The following is a 16947-nucleotide window of genomic DNA, read 5'->3' as shown; positions in this document are numbered from 1 at the left end:
GGCTCGGGCGCGATTGGCTCCAAGGGCTATCCGAACCTGAACGACGATGACTGGCTGTGGGGTGGCGATATTGCTGCCATCCACTACACGCTGACGCACGGCATCCGGAACCCGGATCATCCCGAAACACGGGTTTCCGCCATGCCTGCTTTTGATGGCGTGCTGACGCCTGCCGAAATTGCTTCGGCTGTCGGCCATGTTCAGTCGCTGTCTGGCAAGGCCAAGCCCAATGCCAAGGGTGCCGAACTGTTTGCGACCAATTGCGCATCGTGCCACGGCACTGATGGCAAGGGCTTGCGCGAATTCGGTGCGCCGAATCTGGCAGATGGCATCTGGCTCTATGGCGGTGACAAGGTTACGCTGACCGAGACGGTCAAATATAGCCGTCAGGGCGTTATGCCGCGCTGGAATGATAAGCTCGACGCAGCTACCATCAAGATGCTCGCTGCCTATGTCTATTCGCTGGGCGGTGGTGAAGCCACTCCGGCTGCCGCGGCTGCGACTGCTGCGCAATGATTGATACCGTAGCCCTGAGCCTGTCGAAGGGCGCTTCTCAGCCTCAGCGCAAACCTTACGACGCCCTTCGACAGGCTCAGGGCTACGGTCTTGTTTCAAACGGGAGAAGTAATGGCCAACCTTGATGACCTGATGGGGGCGGACAATCCGCTCTATGAAAAGCGCAAGGGCGTCTACCCCAAGGCGGTCAATGGCTTCTTCCGGCGATTCAAATGGGCGATCATGGCGATCACCCTTGCCATCTATTATGTCACGCCTTGGATAAGGTGGGATCGGGGGCCACACGCCCCCGATCAGGCCGTTCTGGTCGATCTCGCCAATCGCCGTTTCTACATGTTCAACATCGAAATCTGGCCGCATGAATTTTATTATGTAGCTGGATTGCTGGTAATGGCGGGCATCGGGCTGTTTTTGGTAACCAGCGCTGTTGGCCGTGCGTGGTGCGGCTATGCCTGCCCTCAAACCGTGTGGACTGATCTTTTCCAGCATGTCGATCGCTTCATAGATGGTGACCGCAACGCGCAGATCCGCCTCGAAAAGGCACCGTGGGGGCCGGAGAAAATCTTCAAGCGCTTGGCCAAATGGTCCATCTATCTGTTCATCGCCTTTTGGACCGGCGGCGCGTGGATCATGTATTTTGCCGACGCACCAACGCTGACGGTCGATTTCTGGACCGGTCAGGCGGCACCGGTGGCCTATGCAACAGTGGGCGTGCTGACCGCGACGACCTTCATCTTCGGCGGCTTCATGCGCGAACAGGTGTGCGTCTATATGTGCCCTTGGCCGCGCATTCAGACCGCGATGATGGATGAAAAGTCGCTGATCGTTACCTATCGCGATTGGCGCGGTGAACCGCGCGGTTCGGTGAAAAAGGCAGAGGCGCAGCCCGGTGCTTTTGGTGACTGCATCGATTGCAACCAATGTGTTGCCGTCTGCCCGACGGGCATCGACATTCGCGAAGGGCCGCAAATCGGCTGCATCACTTGCGCTCTGTGCATTGATGCCTGCGACAGCGTGATGGAACAGATTGGCCGCCCCCGCGGTCTGATAGATTATCTTACGCTCGATGATGTCGCGACCGAAAAGGCGGGCGGCACGGCGCATCCGACGCTGAAGACATTGTTCCGTCCGCGCACGCTGATCTATTTTGGCATCTGGTGCCTGATCGGCCTCGCCATGCTGTTCACGCTGGGGCAGCGGACACGGCTAGACCTTACTGTCCAGCATGACCGTAACCCGCTTTATGTGCAGCTTTCGGACGGCTCGATCCGCAACAATTACACCGTCAAAGTGCGCAACATGGAAACGCGCCAGCGTGAGGTTGAGCTGGTGGTCAAGGGGCTGCCGGGTGCGGTCGCATGGACCAGCACGGGATCGCGTGAAACCGCGAGCGATCGGGTGAAAGTCTCGGTCGCGCCCGATACGGTGCAGAAAGTTCGCCTGTTCATCGTTGCACCAACCGAAGGCTCGGCACGTACCGATTTCGAAATCCAGGCCGTCGCGCTGACGGGCAATGAACGCGGCGACAGCGATAGCGTACGTTTTGAAAGGCCGGAGACAGGACAATGACAGATATGACGCGCAAGCCCTTTACCGGCTATCATATGGCGGCCATCCTGATCAGCTTCTTCGGAATCGTGTTTGCGGTAAACATCTACATGGCGAAAGTTGCCATCGGTACCTTCGGCGGCACGGTGGTCGACAACAGCTATGTCGCCAGCCAGAACTACAATGAATGGCTGGCCGAGGCCGACCGGCAGAGCAAATTGGGCTGGTCGATTGCCGCGTCGCGTGCGGCAGGCGGCAAGGTTGCTTTGAAAGTCGCTGACAATGGTGCAGCCGGCCAAGGGTTTGTCATATCGGCGGGCGCCATCCATCCGCTCGGCCGCGCGCCCGAACAGGCGCTGCGCTTTGAACCGCAGGGTGATGGAAATTGGCTTTCCGCCGAGGCGCTGCCCACCGGCCGCTGGACGCTCCACTTCGAAATGCGCCGTGACGCTGACCATTATCGCACAATCGCCGACGTAAAATGAACGCACCTGCACCCCAGGCATCGATAAGCGCACTGCCGGAAACGTTGTTTGCGGTGCCGGGGATGCGCTGTGCGGGGTGCATTTCAAAGATCGAAACCGGGCTGACGCAAGTGCCAGGTATTGCCGCAGCCCGAGTCAATTTCACGGCCAAGCGGGTGGCAATCAGCCATCTGCCCGAAACCACGATTCCCGAAATCCAGCGCGCGATTGCCAAGCTGGGCTTTGAATCGCAGCCGCTGGGCGATGAACTCGCGGGGTTCTCTGACGAAAGCAGCCGTGAACTTCTCAAGGCGATGGCCGTCGCCGGTTTTGCGATGATGAACATCATGCTGCTGTCGGTCTCGGTCTGGTCGGGGGCTGCGGGGGGCACGAAAGACCTGTTCCATTGGTTGTCAGCGTTGATTGCGTTGCCCACTGTAGCCTATTCCGGGAGGCCTTTCTTTCGCTCGGCATGGAACGCGCTCAAAAACCGGCGCACCAATATGGATGTGCCGATAGCAATCGGCGTTACCTTGACGACGGCGCTGTCGCTGCACGAAACCTTTGTCAGCGGCCCGCACGCTTATTTCGACGGCGTGGTCATGCTGCTCTTCTTCCTGCTCACCGGACGCTGGCTCGACAGCGTGATGCGCGATCGGGCGCGTGATGGCGTCTCGGCGCTGCTCAAGCACAAGGCCGCAGGTGCCTTGGTGCTGGCGGAGGATGGCACATCGGGCTGGGTCAACGCCGATGCACTTAAAACCGGCATGGTGATGCTGGTTGCTGCCGGTGAGCGGCTGGCGGCAGACGGCATCGTCATCAAGGGACGGTCGCAATTTGACCTGTCGTTGCTTACCGGCGAATCGGTTCTGGTCCTGGTGGCGGTAGGTGACATGGTTCACGCCGGAACGCTCAACGTCGATGCACCCGTGGAAGTCCGGATAACGGCTGCAGGTGCAGCCACCGCGCTCGCCGACATTGCGCGGCTGATGGAGGATGCCGGGCAATCCAAGTCGCGCTACGTCCGCATAGCAGACCGTGCCGCGCGCTATTATGCACCCGCTGTCCATACGCTCGCCTTGCTCAGCTTCGCCGGCTGGATGGCGGCTGGAGCGGGCTGGCATCAATCATTGCTGATCGCGGTCGCAGTTCTCATCATCACCTGCCCCTGTGCTTTGGGGCTGGCCGTTCCTGCCGCGCAAATCGTCACCGCAGGTGCATTGATGAAAAAGGGCATTTTGGTCAAAGATGGCTCTGCGCTCGAGCGGTTGGCAGAAGTGGATCGGGCGCTGTTTGACAAAACCGGCACATTGACGTTGGGCCGCCCAGAATTGGTGGACCATGACGCGCTTCCCGCATCTGCCAAACCTGTCGCGTTGGCCCTGGCGCGCACCAGCCGCCATCCGCTGTCGCAAGCCTTGCGCCGTGCGCTGGAAGCCGAAGGCGTGGCGGCGGCCGACATCACAGATATTCAGGAGATTGCCGGTCAAGGGGTCGAGGCGCTTTACGGGTCGGAGAGGGTCCGTCTTGAGCGCCCCGATGCGAGGAGCGCCGGTGCGTCGCTCGCCGTGCAATTTCGGCAGGGCGACGCACCGGCGATTGTCCTGACCTTTGAAGACGGCATGCGCCCGGACGCGCCATCGGCGCTGCAACAATTGCGGGCGCTGGGCATCGAAAGCAGCATCGTTTCCGGCGACCGGGCCGAAGCTGTTCAACCCGTTGCACGCGAATTGGGACTGACCGCGCAGACCGGCATGCACCCGCAGGACAAGCTCGATACGATTTCGCGACTTTCTTCCGCCGGTCACAAGATATTGATGATCGGCGATGGCCTGAACGACGGCCCTGCCTTGGCAGCCGGACACGCATCCCTTGCCCCGGCTTCGGCCAGCGATGCTGGGCAGAATGCGGCAGACGCCGTGTTTATGGGCGACAGCCTTTTGCCCGTTACTATCGCGATCCGTGCGGCGCGTGCCACGCAACGGATTGTCCGCCAGAATTTTGTCCTCGCGATTGGCTATAATGTGGTCGCAGTTCCCTTGGCGATCATGGGACTGGTCACGCCGCTTATCGCCGCACTGGCCATGTCCGGTTCGTCGATCATCGTGGTCGCCAATGCGTTGCGGTTGAAAGGCGCTGCCAAATGACCGGCATCCTCGTTCTCATACCGATAGCATTGGGCCTTGGTCTGCTGGGATTGGGGGCCTTTTTCTGGTCGCTGCGCAGCGGGCAATTTGAAGATCTTGATGGCGCGGCATTGCGCATATTGATCGACGACGAAGGGCCCAGCGATGATTGAGCGTCGCGTCAATCCCTGGGTTGCCCTGCTTGCGTCGCTGGCGCTGTCCATGCCCATCCCTGCAGCGGTGCAGGCGCGTTCGATCATGGTGTCGAACTGCATGGGAGGGATGGATCGCATAGATATACCTGCAGACCCCACCGAGCCCAGCGACCATGGTTGCTGCAACAAGGGCTGCCACGCCGCCAATGACCGGCGCAAAAAGAACCAGGGCGATAGCCAAGACGACTGCTGCTGAGCGTCTTCTCACTTGTGTGCTCGTCACCCCCGCGAAGGCGGGGGTCCATCACTCGTGGGATAAGTTTCTGCGGCCGGAGACGGATTGACGTGCTGTCACTTCGTTCCCCACCTTCGCGGGAATGACGAATTATTCCACTGGGCACGAGGTCTCCAACAAAAAAGAGGCGGGCTCTTGCGAACCCGCCTCCAGAGGGAGGAGCTGGTAATGCGTGTTTAGAGCTTGAAGCCTACGCCCACGCCAAAGACGAGCGGATCAATATCCACGCCCACGCGCTGCACCCCGGCAGCGGTCGTGTTCAGGCGGGCATTGGTATCTATCTTGATATATTTGACATCGAAATTGAGGAACATCTTCTCGTTGAGGTCGATGTCGATCCCGGCCTGTGCCGCCCAGCCAAAGCTGCTGCTCAGATTGACATTGGTCTGGCCAACCGCAGCTTCAAGGCCGTTCGATGCCTTTTCCTTGTAGAACAGCGTCCAGTTGACGCCGGCACCGACATAGGGGCGCACCTGGGCTTCGGGTGCGAAAGGATATTCCAGCGTCCCGGGCGGCGGGACCACCCAGGTCGAGGCCAGCTTGCGGATACCGCCGGTGGTTCCGGTTGTGCCTGATACGCTGTGCTTGGTTGTAGCAGCGATAAGTTCGATGCCGACATTGTTGCTCAGCATGTGGGTGATGTCGACTTCGGGTGCGACGGCATTGTCGACCGATACGGTTTCAGCCGGGAATGCCGGGGTGATGCCGGTCGAATCTTCGTTCGGCGCGACCATGATACCGCGGACGCGGATAAAGGTATCGCCTGCTTCGGCCATGGCGGGGGTTGCCGCCATTCCAGCCATCAGGAGAGCGAGTGCGGAAATCGTTTTTGTCTTGGTGCTCATTATGTAACTCCCTGTGAGCGTTGGGTTATGGTTTTTTGCAGGTGTTCAGTCCGACCAACCTATAGGCCGGACACCAGCGGAAGAGCCCGGTGAGCAGCGGGACGAGCCCGATCCACCCCCAGACGGTTTTCGGCCCGACAAAGACGAGCGAAATTAGAATGATCCCCGCGACAATCCGCAGGATACGATCAGCATTTCCGACATTGGCGTTCATGATGTGATCCTTTCCTGATGGTTCAGCGCGACAGCATTAAAGGTATGCGTGACTGCATCGTCAGATAGCGGGTGACGCCGCCGAGCAGCGTTTCACGCAGCCGTGAATGGCCGTAAGCGCCGATCAGGATGCAGCCTGCGCCATGATCGAGCGCGAACTGGTGCAGCACATCATCGGTATCGCGCACACCGGGTTTCAGCTGGTGCAGTTCGGTCTTGATGCCATGACGTGACAGATATTCCGAAGCACCAAGCTGCGGAAAATCTTCACCGCCATTGCCGATGGAAACCAGATGCACCGCAGAGGCCGCTTGCAGCGTAGGCAAAGCATGACGGATTGCGCGTGCTGCCTGTTCCGATGCATTCCAGCCAACGACTACGGGTGCAGCGGGGTCAACTTTGTCACACCCTGTCGGGACAACCAGAACCGGGCATCCGGCATGAACGACGACTGCGTCGACGATGGGCAGTGGATGGGCAATGTCGCCCTTGGACGGACCAGCCTGTCCGAGCACGACCAGATCGGCAAGCGATGATGCGGAAACCAGTGTCTGGGCAACATCGCCGTCAAAAGCTTGCCAATCCCAACGGACGTCTTCCTTGGACAGGCGGTCCTCGATACGTTTCTGCAAGGCGTCTTGTGTCTTCCGCAATTCTTCGATCAACACGCCGCTGGTGAACATGCCACCGGCTGGATCGAAGGTTGCATAGGCACCATAAGGTGTCACATGCATGCATGTAAGATGCGCGTCATGCGCGCGGCAAATGTCGAGTGCAGCCGACACCCGGCCATCAAGGCCGCTGTCGTCATAGACGTGAACAATTACTGATTTCAGCATTGCAACTTCCCCTGCAATTCCGAGTTGATGGTGCAGACAATAGATTGGCTGCGGCGGTTGTCCTTGACCGAAGACAAGGAACTTCTTGACTGAGATCAAAGCGAAACCTGGCTCTGATCCCTAGCTTACGGGCATTATGTGGCCATATTTCCCGGATCTCTTGGCGCGGCCCGTGCCGCGTTACACCAGCTACCCCCCGGCCACGCAGTTCACCGATGCCGTGGGCGCTGATGCGCAGGCGAAGGCGCTGAATGGCGTTGTCAGTGGAACGCCGATCTCGCTCTACGCGCACATCCCCTATTGCCAGTCGATCTGCTGGTATTGCGGCTGCAACACCGGTGCGGCCGGGCGGACGCAGCGGCTGCACGCCTATCTTGAAGTGCTTGAGGCAGAGATGACGCTGGTTGCGAAGATGCTGGGCGGGCGCGGCAAGTTGCAGCGAATCGCCTTTGGTGGAGGCAGCCCCAACGCGATCGAACCCATCGCTTTTGTTCGGTTGGTTGACCGGCTGGTGACGATGTTTGCAGGGAATGAGCCTGACATATCGGTTGAAATCGATCCGCGTGCTTTCAGCCTCGAATGGGCAATGACGCTGGCCGTGGCTCAAGTCAGCCGGGTCAGCTTCGGCGTGCAAAGTTTCGATCCCGAAATTCAGGCTGCCATCGGGCGCATCCAGCCGGTTGAAATGATCGAAACCTGTATGGCGTCGCTCCGCGCACGCGGTATCCGTTCGATCAATTTCGACCTGATGTACGGCCTGCCACATCAGACCAACGAAAGCCTGCTTGGAACGTTGGATCACGTCGTCCGCATGCGGCCCTCGCGCATTGCCTTGTTCGGCTACGCGCATCTGCCACATATTTTTCCGCGACAGAAACGCATAGACGCCGCAGCGCTGCCCGGAATTGAAGCGCGTTTCGAACAGGCGGCGATAGGGTATGAAATGCTGGTGTCCGAGGGCTATGTGCCCCTCGGGTTCGATCATTTCGCGCTGCCAGACGATTCGATTGCAATTGCGGCAGCCGAAGGCAAGTTGCGGCGCAACTTTCAAGGTTTCACCGAAGACCAGTCTGACGTGCTGATCGGATTTGGCGCCAGCGCAATCAGCCAGTTTCCGGAAGCTATCATACAAAATGAAAAAAATCCAGGCGCGTACCGCGAGATTGTGGGCGCACATCAACTTGCGGGACGCCGCGGGCTGATCCGAGATGCTGACGATCAAATGCGTGCGCGCTTGATAGAGCGATTGTTGTGCACCGGCCGCACCGATGCGTCCTGCCTGTCCGACGATGCAGCAGCGATGGCTGCGCTGCGTCAGCTTGAAGTGCGTCGGCTGGTGGTTCGCAATGGAAGCGAGATCGCAATGACCGAAGCCGGGCGACCCTATGCCCGTGTCGTTGCGGCGTTATTCGATACTACCCTTCCGGCGCTTGGCACCGGATCGTTGGCGGCCTGACTCTTACGCGGCGCTATATTCTGCCCAGATCAGAAATTCGACATTTCCTTTGGGGCCGGTGATCGGGCTTTCGGTAAGCCCCTTCACTTTCCAGCCGCAGGCTTCGAGCCAATCCGAAACCTCGTCGCACACTCGCGCGTGAATGGTCACATCGCGCACGACGCCTCCTTTCCCGACTTCTCCCCGCCCCGCTTCAAATTGCGGTTTTATCAGCGCAACCATTTGCGCGCCGGGTCTGGCGAATGATATGGGCCTTTCGAGCACCTTGGCAAGGCTGATGAAGCTTGCATCGCAGACGATCAGATCGACTGGCTCCGGAATATGGTCGGCGGTCAAAATCCGCGCGCTCGTCTGTTCGTGAACCATCACGCGCGGGTCCTGCCGCAATTTCCAGGCAAGCTGGTTGGTGCCGCTGTCTACGGCATAGACCTTAGCGGCCCCCTTGCTCAGCAACACATCGGTGAAGCCGCCAGTCGAAGAACCGACGTCAATTGCGACAGTGCCGGTGACGTCGATACCAAACTGATCGAGCGCATGCGCCAGCTTGATTCCGCCGCGCGAAACCCATGGATGGTCCTGTCCTTTAACACTGACCTCTGCGTCTTCGGCCACCTGCAGCCCCGGCTTGTCCGCCTTTTTGTCGCCCAGCATCACATGCCCTGCCATGACAAGCGCCTGCGCTCGGGTCCTGCTTTCGGCGAGGCCACGCTCGACGAGCAGTTGGTCTATCCGGATTTTCTGTTTGGCCATAGCAATTTGGGGCCTAGCCGAATGTGCGCTGATTGGCCATAAGGCTGTCTATGCGGTTGAACCATTTGATCCTGCTGCCTCTTCTGGCACTCGCGGCCTGTGTGCCATCGAAACCCGAACCGGTTCCACAGCCCAAGCCGCAACCCGTACCACCGCCCGTTGTTGTGGCACCGCAGCCCGTGCGCCCCGCGGGCGACTGGATTGACTGGCCGATCGAACCGGGCACATGGGTCTATCGCACCGACGCGCGTGGTTCGCTGGCCCTGTTTGGACCCGCAGGCGCCAATGCGACCGTTACCTTGCGTTGCGACAAGACGCGTGCGCGCGTCTTCCTTTCGGTGTCCGGCGCAGCTCAAGCAGGCTCAATACTGGTTCGTACCAGTTCCACGATGAAATCCTTGGCGGCGGTGCAGGCTTCTACAGAGCCGCCTTATGTGGCAGCCGAACTCATGCCGCGCGATGCTATCCTAGATGCGATCGCCTATAGTCGCGGACGCTTTGCCATTGAAATTCAAGGCTTGCGCCCGATGGCAATCCCGAACTGGGCAGAGATCGGGCGCGTTATCGAGGATTGCCGCTGAACTCAGGCAATAAAAAAGGGGCCTTTATGGCCCCGCGCAAGAGGCAAGATATTTGCCAGAAAATTTTCGAAAAACAAGACTTGTTTCACAGATTCGCTTGATTCAAATTTGAGTCGCGGAGGGCAAGCAGATGCAAGACGCAAACAGTTTTCAACAATCGAAAGGAGGTGATCCGATGTCTCATGGTTCAGTTACGAGGTCGGACATTTCCGTTCGGGGGATCGGCTGCTGATTTCAGCATGACTACCACTCCCGGCAGCGGCATGTCCGGCTGCTGACCATGCAAGGAAAGGGTCGCTCCAACACGGAGCGGCCCTTTTCGCATGGGTGGTTGGAAAGTGCGACTTTCAACCCTAGATTGGATTGTGAAAGTTGAGGTTCGGTCATGGCATTCCTTAAAGGCGTTTGGCGGTTTTTGGTAGCAATCAAGGATGGCCTCGTACTGCTATTCCTGCTGGTCTTTTTTGGACTGCTCTATGCGGTGCTGAGCGCTGGGCCGAACCCCGGTGCGGTGCATAAAGGGGCCTTGCTTCTCGAACTTGACGGTTATGTTTCGGAGCAGCCTGCAGCGATGGATCCGGTGGCGGCCCTGCTGTCGCAGCGGGCCCCGGTGCGCGAGTTCCGCCAGCGCGATATTTCGCGGTCACTTGAACTTGCCATGACAGACGACCGCATAAAAGCCGTGGTGCTCGATCTCGACCGCTTCATGGGCGGCGGACAGGCCAGCCTTGCGGCAATGAGTGAACGCATCGAGGCGGTACGTAAAGCCGGAAAGCCGGTCTATGCCTTTGCCACCGGTTATACAGATGATGGTTATCAGTTGGCCGCGCATGCCAGCGAAATCTGGCTCGATCCACTAGGTGGTGTGCTGCCGACGGGCCCGGGCGGTTCGCGCCCTTATTACAAGGGGCTGTTCGATCAATTGGGCATCAAGGCGCACATTTATCGCGTGGGGACATTCAAGAGCGCCGTCGAGCCCTATATGCGGGCCGACCAGTCGCCCGAGGCGGAAACGGCGATGCAGTCGCTTTACGGCGAAGTTTGGAACGAGTGGCGTCGTGACGTTGCAAAGGCGCGCCCAAAGGCCCGGATTGATGCCTTGCTGGCCGATGCACCCGCTGCGGTCGAAGCAGCCAAGGGCGATCTTGCCCGTCTGGCATTGTCCAACGGATTGGTCGATAAGCTGGGTGATCGCGTGGCCTTTGGCAAATATGTCGCTGCGAAAGTCGGCGAAGGCCGGAGCGAAGTGATCGGTTCTTTTGCCGAGACGCGACCCGAAGCGCTGCTCGCCGCGCATCGCGCACCAAGCGACGGCAGCCCGATCGGTGTTATTACAATTTCCGGTGAAATCATCGACGGCAAAGGCGGGCCGGGCGTAGCCGCTGGCGACAGCGTGTCCGAACTGATTTACCAGTCGCTGCAGAATGATGATCTGAAAGCGCTGGTCATTCGCGTGGATAGCCCGGGCGGTTCGGTTACTGCTTCGGAGAAAATTCGGCTGGCGATAGCCGAAGCGAAGAAGCGCAAGCTTCCCGTGGTGGTTTCGATGGCGAATCTGGCGGCGAGCGGCGGCTATTGGATTTCCACGCCAGCAGACATGATTTTGGCTGAACCTGAAACCATCACCGGTTCGATCGGCATATTCGGTGTCTTGCCTTCGGGCAAGGAAGCGCTCGCCAAATGGGGGGTGACCACTGACGGCGTGCGCACCACGCCACTTTCTGGCGAGCCTGACGTGCTTGGCGGTATCAGTCCAGAGTTTGACCGGGTGGCGCAGGCCGTGGTTGAAAAAGGCTATCGCGATTTTCTCGCTCGCGTCGCTGAATCGCGAAATAAGACCATCGATGAGGTTGACGCTGTAGGGCAGGGGAGGGTCTGGGCAGGTGCGACGGCACGCCAATTGGGTCTGGTCGACAAGCTTGGTAGCCTAGATGAAGCAGTCGCCGAAGCTGCCCGGCTCGCGAAGCTTGGTGAGGGCGAATGGCATGCGCGCTACATTGATCCGCAACCCGATTTTGCGAGCACGCTGCTCGGTGGCCTGATGCCCGAACCGGCGCAGGCAGATTTGCCGACGGACCTGTTCGGTCGGGCGGCCTGGGAACAGCAATTGTTATTCGACCATATGGCCTCAGATTTGCGTATGCTGCTGTCGGTTAAGGGGGCGCAGGCACGTTGCATAGAATGCGCCGCAGCGGCCGGCGTTCCTCTTACTGCTGCCAAACCCGCCGAAAACTGGCTCGGATCATTGTTTTCGATATTGCGTTAGCCGCTCCGGAATGCATTTGTGATCGGATAGCGCCGGTCGCGCCCGAAATTGCGGCTGCCCAGCTTCACCCCCGGCGGGGCCTGGCGACGTTTATACTCTGCAATGTAGAGCAACCGCTCAATCCGTTCGACCACTGCGCGATCATGGCCACGGGCCGTTACCTCGTCGACAGACAGCTCCTGTTCGACAAGGCCCAACAGGATATCATCCAACACTGGATAATCGGGCAGGCTGTCACTGTCCTTCTGGTCGGGGCGCAATTCGGCGCTGGGCGGGCGGGTGATGATTGCTTCTGGCATCACCGGTCCGTCGGGACCAAGCCCAATGCGCGGCTTGTGCTTGTTGCGCCAGCGCGAGATGGCAAACACCGTCATTTTGTAGGCATCTTTGAGCGGGTTATAACCGCCCGCCATGTCGCCATAAATGGTCGCATAGCCAACGCTCATCTCGCTCTTGTTGCCAGTGGTCAGCAGCATGTGACCAAATTTGTTCGACAATGCCATCAAAGTGACGCCGCGGATACGCGACTGGACATTTTCTTCGGTAATGTCGACTTCACGGTCAGAAAAGCTTCCGGCGAGCATCTCGTCAAACGCCATGACCGCCGGATTGATCGGGATGGTATCGAGGCGACACCCGATCATTTCTGCACATTCTTTGGCAAGGTCGAGGCTGAGCTGGCCTGTAAAGCGGCTGGGCAGCATCACACACCATACGCGGTCCGGGCCTAGCGCATCCGCCGCAATCGCGGCGCATAGGGCGCTGTCGATGCCGCCTGAAAGCCCCAGCACCACGCCGGGGAAGCGGTTGCGATCTACATAGTCACGCAGTGCCAACACCATTGCCGAATAGATATCCGCGGGATGGTCTTCCCATTCGGCCAGTTCGCCGCCTTCGCAGACCCATCCATCGGCGGCAACACCATTGGCGTTGAGCACGAAAGAGCATCCGTCGAAGACCAGTTCGCCCGGCCCGCCGATGCGGTTTAGAAATATCGGCGGTAGTCCGGTCTCGGCAACGCGCGCGGCAAAAACCTGTTCAAGCCGCCGGTCATCCTTGTCGATTTCATACGGGCTGCCGTTCACCGAAATCAGCAGTTCGGCGCCTTGTGCCTTGAGGTGCGAACAAACCTTCGGCAGCCAGCCATCTTCGCAGATCGGCAGACCCAGCTTCACACCCCGAAATTCAACGGGTTCCGGCAGCGGACCGGGGGTGAAAATGCGTTTCTCATCGAAGGTACCATAGTTAGGCAGCTCGTGCTTCTTGCGTACAGCCGCAACCTTGCCGCCATCGAGCAACGCAACAATATTGTAGAGACCATCCGCCTCCATCAGTGTCGATCCCACCAGCATCGCCGGGCCGCCATCTGCGGTCGCCGCCGCAAGTCGCTCCAGCTCCTGCGCAGCCGCCTTCTGAAAAGCGGGCTTCAAGACGAGGTCTTCGGCTGGATAGCCTATGAGTTGTTGTTCGGGAAACAGCACCAGATCGACTTCGCCCGCCTTTGCCCGCCATTCGAGCATGGCATCGGCATTGCCTTTCAGGTCGCCCACGCGTTGATTGAGTTGGGCCATGGCGATTGTCAGGGTATCGGTCATGCCTTTCTTCCTATTGTCCACAACCGGTGCGGGCAAGGCGATTGTCAGCCTCGGTGGCCTTCGCTAGGGCGGCGTCACGAGTCTGCAACGCGGCAAAGGGGTGGCGCGCAATGAAACTGATTACCGGCAATTCCAACCTTCCGCTGGCAAAGGGTATCGCCGAATATCTTGGCCTACCGCTGACCGATGCCAGCGTCCGTCGCTTTGCGGACAACGAGATTTTCGTCGAGATTCACGAAAATGTTCGTGGCGAAGATATGTTCGTCATCCAATCGACCAGCCATCCGGCGAACGACAATCTGATGGAACTGCTCATCATGATTGACGCTCTCCGCCGCGCTTCAGCCAAGCGTATCACTGCTGTGCTCCCTTATTTCGGCTATGCCCGACAAGACCGTAAACCCGGACCGCGCACGCCGATTTCGGCCAAGCTGGTGGCCAATCTGATTACCGAAGCCGGAGCCGACCGCGTGCTAACCGTCGACCTCCACGCCGGCCAGATCCAGGGCTTTTTTGATATCCCTACCGACAATCTGTTTGCCGGGCCGGTGATGAGCGCCGACATTCTCGAACGCCATGGCGACAAGCCGATCACCGTTGTCTCCCCCGACGTCGGCGGTGTAGTTCGCGCGCGGGGGCTCTCCAAGCGCATCAACGATGCCCCACTCGCGATCGTCGATAAACGCCGTGAGAAGGCGGGCGTTTCCGAAGTGATGAACATCATCGGCGACGTGAAGGGGCGTTTCTGCATCCTCATTGACGATATCGCCGACAGTGCCGGAACATTGTGCAACGCTGCCGATGCGCTCAAGGCCGCCGGTGCTTCCGACGTCGTCGCCTATATCACCCATGGCGTTTTGTCGGGCGAGGCCGTCAACCGCGTCAACGCATCGAGCTTGCGCAAGCTGGTGATCACCGATTCGATCATCGCCTCTGACGCTGCCCGTGACAGCGACAAGATCCGCCAGCTGCCAATCGCACCATTGTTGGGCGAAGCGATCAAGCGCATCGCCGATGAAAGCAGCGTTTCGAGCCTGTTCGACTAAGGCCCAATATTTACCAACGCCCTGATATGTAAAGCCATGTTGCGCTTTGCCGAAAAGCAGGGCAGGGAAATTTTCATGATTGGGGCAAGGGAGATTGAATTGGCGGGGCGACTCGCCGATGTGGCGGGGGGCGTCATCCGTCCCTTTTTCCGGGCCAACTTTGATCATGAAGCCAAGGCGGATTCCACGCCGGTTACAGAAGCTGACCGTGCGGCCGAGGCCTCGATCCGAGCGATACTCGATGTGGAATGCCCAACCGATGCGATTGTCGGTGAGGAATATGGCGAGAAGTCCGGCACCTCTGGCCGAACATGGGTGATCGATCCGATCGACGGTACCATAAGCTTTATGGCAGGCAGGCCGATTTTCGGTACGCTCATCGCCTTGCTCGAGGATGGTTGGCCGGTGCTTGGCTTGATTGACCAGTGCATCAACCGCGAACGCTGGATCGGCGTGCCCGGACAGGGCACAACTTTGACCGGCAAGCCGGTTTCGACCCGCGCCTGCCGTGAACTGGCACAGGCGTCGCTAGCGACCAGCGGCCCGCAATATTTCAGCCAGCATGACGGCGACCATTTCATGGCCCTTGCAGCGCAGACCGCGCACAAACGGATGCTGTTCGGCGGCGATTGCTACAATTATGCGCTGCTCGCTTCGGGGCATATCGACATCGTTGTCGAATCCGGCCTCAAGCTGCACGATTTTGCTGCGCTGGTCCCGGTGGTTGAAGGCGCAGGCGGGGTGATGTGCGACTGGAATGGCGAGATGCTGCACGCGGGCTCCGAAGGCCATGTCATTGCGCTGGGCGATCCGGCGCGGATGGAAGATGTTGTCGAGGCGCTAGCGTGCAACCACTAAGCTCTATCGGCGATTATCGATTCATCCTGCCAGCGCCGGAACTCAGGCGGTATTTCAGCAGTTATTATTTTTTCGAGATTCAGACGCCTGACGGTGCAGTGTTAGAAGACCTGCTGTATCCGGAATGGGCGGGAGCCCGCTTCATGCTGGAGGGCGGCATTCCGGCGAGTTTCGTTCCCGATCCGCCCACGCCTGTGGCCAGAGCCTCGATGACCGGTCCAACCACGCGGGCTGCCCATATTGCATGCCAATACGCCCGGCTGGCGGGAATTGGCATTCTACCGCTCGGCTGGCATAAGTTCGTTGGCGAAGACGCCAGTCACTACGCCAATGGCAGTTTTGATCTCGAAGTCGAACCCGCTTTTGCGATATTCGATGCCATCTGGCGGGACATCAAAGATTTGCGCGATCACGCCGAAATTGCGGGGGTCATCGACCAGCATCTGCTGGCAGCTTTGAAACCGCGCACCGACCGCGAAAAGGAAATTGAGCGGGTGCATGATGCGCTTGCCGATCCCGAAATTACCGATGTCGGGCAGCTTGCTGAACGGGTTGGGCTGAATAACCAATATGTCGAACGGCTTTGCCGCCGTGTTTTCGGCTTCCCGCCCAAAAGACTGCTTCGTCGTCAGCGATTTTTGCGTTCGTTGGCGCCGCGGATTTTCGATCCAGCGCTGAAGTGGGTCAAAGTGCTCGACGCGAGTTATCACGATCAGGCGCATTTCAGCCGGGACTTCCGCGACTTCATGGGCATGTCGCCAAGGACCTTTCTCGATATGCCCCGTCCGATCAGCAAGGCGGCGCTAAGGGCGCGGGCCGAGGCGTTAGGCCAGCCACTGCAAGTATTGCAGGGCCCTATGGGTTAGTCCCTGCTTGACGCAGGAAAATCCTGCAGCAATGACAGTTTACATGCAGGGGATGGTAGAATGACCGGGGCAGACGGCTCCAGCCACACGCGTTTTATCGCACCGCACCCGCGGCTGCAGCCCTATCTGTCGGTCTATTATTTCACTGCGATTGACAGTCTCGATGGCGAGCCCGTGCGCGACTGGATGAACCCGGAATGGGCCAGCGTGCGTTTTCGCTATAGCGGCGACACGCTGGGCGGATTTGTCGGGCAAAATCTGCGCGACATTCCGCCAGCGCATTTTGTCGGACCGACCAGCCTCGCAGGGCCGTTTTCAGCCATGCATGCGCGGATTGCGAGCATCGGTTTCCTGCCAGCCGGTTGGAGCATGTTTATCGACCAACCCGCAGATCTGTGGGCAGATCGGCTCGATGATGCCTCGCTCGTCAAGACGCCTGTCGCTTTTGCCGACATGATGAAGGCAGCGGTGTCGTCGCAAAATCTTGACGAAATGGCGGCTCATTTCGAGGCCATATTGCTCGACGCT

17 protein-coding genes and 1 pseudogene are annotated in these 16947 nt (G+C 59.1%); 13 read left to right on the top strand and 5 right to left on the bottom strand.

Annotated features, from left to right (window positions below; genetic code table 11):
• The 6 genes from ccoP to Q0239_RS13715 form a co-directional block, all read left to right on the top strand.
• Window positions 1-516 (top strand): cytochrome-c oxidase, cbb3-type subunit III (ccoP, locus tag Q0239_RS13740; protein WP_298603816.1); only part of this gene is annotated, 516 nt, incomplete at its 5' end.
• Window positions 517-627: 111 nt separating this feature from the next.
• Entirely contained in the window at window positions 628-2085 is a 1458-nt protein-coding gene (gene ccoG / locus Q0239_RS13735) for a cytochrome c oxidase accessory protein CcoG (RefSeq protein ID WP_298603814.1), read from the top strand.
• Window positions 2082-2549 (top strand): FixH family protein, encoded by a 468-nt coding sequence (locus Q0239_RS13730; RefSeq protein ID WP_298603812.1) that lies wholly within the window; start codon window positions 2082-2084, stop codon window positions 2547-2549. Before ccoG ends, Q0239_RS13730 begins: the two co-directional genes overlap by 4 nt.
• Window positions 2546-4675, top strand: a complete 2130-nt coding sequence (locus Q0239_RS13725; protein WP_298603810.1) for a heavy metal translocating P-type ATPase — start codon at window positions 2546-2548, stop codon at window positions 4673-4675. Before Q0239_RS13730 ends, Q0239_RS13725 begins: the two co-directional genes overlap by 4 nt.
• Window positions 4672-4827 (top strand): cbb3-type cytochrome oxidase assembly protein CcoS, encoded by a 156-nt coding sequence (ccoS, locus tag Q0239_RS13720; protein WP_298603808.1) that lies wholly within the window; start codon window positions 4672-4674, stop codon window positions 4825-4827. The genes Q0239_RS13725 and ccoS overlap by 4 nt, the downstream gene beginning before the upstream one ends.
• Window positions 4820-5065, top strand: coding sequence for a hypothetical protein (locus tag Q0239_RS13715; RefSeq protein WP_298603806.1), 246 nt, complete (start codon window positions 4820-4822; stop codon window positions 5063-5065). Before ccoS ends, Q0239_RS13715 begins: the two co-directional genes overlap by 8 nt.
• A gap of 215 nt (window positions 5066-5280) precedes the next feature.
• On the opposite strand, the gene Q0239_RS13710 is transcribed toward Q0239_RS13715, so the two are convergent.
• Genes Q0239_RS13710 through Q0239_RS13700 form a run of 3 tightly spaced genes read right to left on the bottom strand, consistent with a single transcriptional unit; the run spans window position 5281 to window position 7001 of the window.
• Complete coding sequence (locus Q0239_RS13710; protein ID WP_298603804.1) at window positions 5281-5949, bottom strand: OmpW family outer membrane protein; 669 nt, start codon at window positions 5947-5949, stop codon at window positions 5281-5283.
• Between the two features lie 25 nt (window positions 5950-5974).
• Window positions 5975-6163 carry a DUF2892 domain-containing protein gene (locus Q0239_RS13705; RefSeq protein WP_298603802.1) on the bottom strand — a complete coding sequence of 63 codons (189 nt, stop codon included), beginning with the start codon at window positions 6161-6163 and terminating at the stop codon, window positions 5975-5977.
• A 22-nt stretch (window positions 6164-6185) separates the two neighbouring features.
• Window positions 6186-7001, bottom strand: a complete 816-nt coding sequence (locus tag Q0239_RS13700; RefSeq protein ID WP_298603800.1) for a universal stress protein — start codon at window positions 6999-7001, stop codon at window positions 6186-6188.
• A gap of 172 nt (window positions 7002-7173) precedes the next feature.
• Between Q0239_RS13700 and hemN the strand changes: the two genes are divergently transcribed.
• A complete protein-coding gene (hemN, locus tag Q0239_RS13695) occupies window positions 7174-8457 on the top strand; it encodes an oxygen-independent coproporphyrinogen III oxidase (protein WP_367276116.1) in 1284 nt (427 codons plus the stop codon).
• Window positions 8458-8460: 3 nt separating this feature from the next.
• Here the strand turns inward: hemN and Q0239_RS13690 are convergent, their stop codons facing one another.
• Entirely contained in the window at window positions 8461-9207 is a 747-nt protein-coding gene (locus Q0239_RS13690; protein ID WP_298603797.1) for a TlyA family RNA methyltransferase, read from the bottom strand.
• A 50-nt stretch (window positions 9208-9257) separates the two neighbouring features.
• Here Q0239_RS13690 and Q0239_RS13685 point away from each other — a divergent pair, with 50 nt between their 5' ends.
• Entirely contained in the window at window positions 9258-9788 is a 531-nt protein-coding gene (locus Q0239_RS13685) for a hypothetical protein (protein ID WP_298603795.1), read from the top strand.
• A 385-nt stretch (window positions 9789-10173) separates the two neighbouring features.
• Window positions 10174-12054 carry a signal peptide peptidase SppA gene (sppA, locus tag Q0239_RS13680; RefSeq protein ID WP_298603793.1) on the top strand — a complete coding sequence of 627 codons (1881 nt, stop codon included), beginning with the start codon at window positions 10174-10176 and terminating at the stop codon, window positions 12052-12054.
• On the opposite strand, the gene Q0239_RS13675 is transcribed toward sppA, so the two are convergent.
• Window positions 12051-13649, bottom strand: coding sequence for an NAD+ synthase (locus Q0239_RS13675; protein ID WP_298603791.1), 1599 nt, complete (start codon window positions 13647-13649; stop codon window positions 12051-12053). The genes sppA and Q0239_RS13675 overlap by 4 nt on opposite strands.
• Before the next feature lie 110 nt (window positions 13650-13759).
• Here Q0239_RS13675 and Q0239_RS13670 point away from each other — a divergent pair, with 110 nt between their 5' ends.
• From Q0239_RS13670 to Q0239_RS13655, 4 genes and pseudogenes are all read left to right on the top strand, one after another.
• A complete protein-coding gene (locus tag Q0239_RS13670; protein WP_298603789.1) occupies window positions 13760-14695 on the top strand; it encodes a ribose-phosphate pyrophosphokinase in 936 nt (311 codons plus the stop codon).
• Between the two features lie 75 nt (window positions 14696-14770).
• Window positions 14771-15553: an inositol monophosphatase family protein gene (locus tag Q0239_RS13665; RefSeq protein ID WP_298603786.1), complete on the top strand. Its 783-nt coding sequence runs from the start codon at window positions 14771-14773 to the stop codon at window positions 15551-15553.
• Complete coding sequence (locus Q0239_RS13660; RefSeq protein WP_298603784.1) at window positions 15541-16419, top strand: AraC family transcriptional regulator; 879 nt, start codon at window positions 15541-15543, stop codon at window positions 16417-16419. Before Q0239_RS13665 ends, Q0239_RS13660 begins: the two co-directional genes overlap by 13 nt.
• 60 nt (window positions 16420-16479) lie before the next feature.
• Window positions 16480-16947, top strand: a pseudogene (locus Q0239_RS13655) (hypothetical protein); the annotation flags it as partial.

The sequence above is a fragment of the uncultured Sphingorhabdus sp. genome (assembly GCF_937872355.1).
In the GTDB taxonomy this organism is placed as follows: Bacteria; Pseudomonadota; Alphaproteobacteria; order Sphingomonadales; family Sphingomonadaceae; genus Sphingorhabdus_B.
Note: the sequence above shows the minus strand (reverse complement) of the source record. Positions and strands in the feature narration are given on the sequence as shown.

Coding starts and splice junctions, on each gene's coding strand:
- ccoG (WP_298603814.1), top strand. CDS start 628: ATGGCCAACCTTGATGACCTGATGGGGGCGGACAATCCGCTCTATGAA.
- Q0239_RS13730 (WP_298603812.1), top strand. CDS start 2,082: ATGACAGATATGACGCGCAAGCCCTTTACCGGCTATCATATGGCGGCC.
- Q0239_RS13725 (WP_298603810.1), top strand. CDS start 2,546: ATGAACGCACCTGCACCCCAGGCATCGATAAGCGCACTGCCGGAAACG.
- ccoS (WP_298603808.1), top strand. CDS start 4,672: ATGACCGGCATCCTCGTTCTCATACCGATAGCATTGGGCCTTGGTCTG.
- Q0239_RS13715 (WP_298603806.1), top strand. CDS start 4,820: ATGATTGAGCGTCGCGTCAATCCCTGGGTTGCCCTGCTTGCGTCGCTG.
- Q0239_RS13710 (WP_298603804.1), bottom strand. CDS start 5,949: ATGAGCACCAAGACAAAAACGATTTCCGCACTCGCTCTCCTGATGGCT.
- Q0239_RS13705 (WP_298603802.1), bottom strand. CDS start 6,163: ATGAACGCCAATGTCGGAAATGCTGATCGTATCCTGCGGATTGTCGCG.
- Q0239_RS13700 (WP_298603800.1), bottom strand. CDS start 7,001: ATGCTGAAATCAGTAATTGTTCACGTCTATGACGACAGCGGCCTTGAT.
- Q0239_RS13690 (WP_298603797.1), bottom strand. CDS start 9,207: ATGGCCAAACAGAAAATCCGGATAGACCAACTGCTCGTCGAGCGTGGC.
- Q0239_RS13685 (WP_298603795.1), top strand. CDS start 9,258: ATGCGGTTGAACCATTTGATCCTGCTGCCTCTTCTGGCACTCGCGGCC.
- sppA (WP_298603793.1), top strand. CDS start 10,174: ATGGCATTCCTTAAAGGCGTTTGGCGGTTTTTGGTAGCAATCAAGGAT.
- Q0239_RS13675 (WP_298603791.1), bottom strand. CDS start 13,649: ATGACCGATACCCTGACAATCGCCATGGCCCAACTCAATCAACGCGTG.
- Q0239_RS13670 (WP_298603789.1), top strand. CDS start 13,760: ATGAAACTGATTACCGGCAATTCCAACCTTCCGCTGGCAAAGGGTATC.
- Q0239_RS13665 (WP_298603786.1), top strand. CDS start 14,771: ATGATTGGGGCAAGGGAGATTGAATTGGCGGGGCGACTCGCCGATGTG.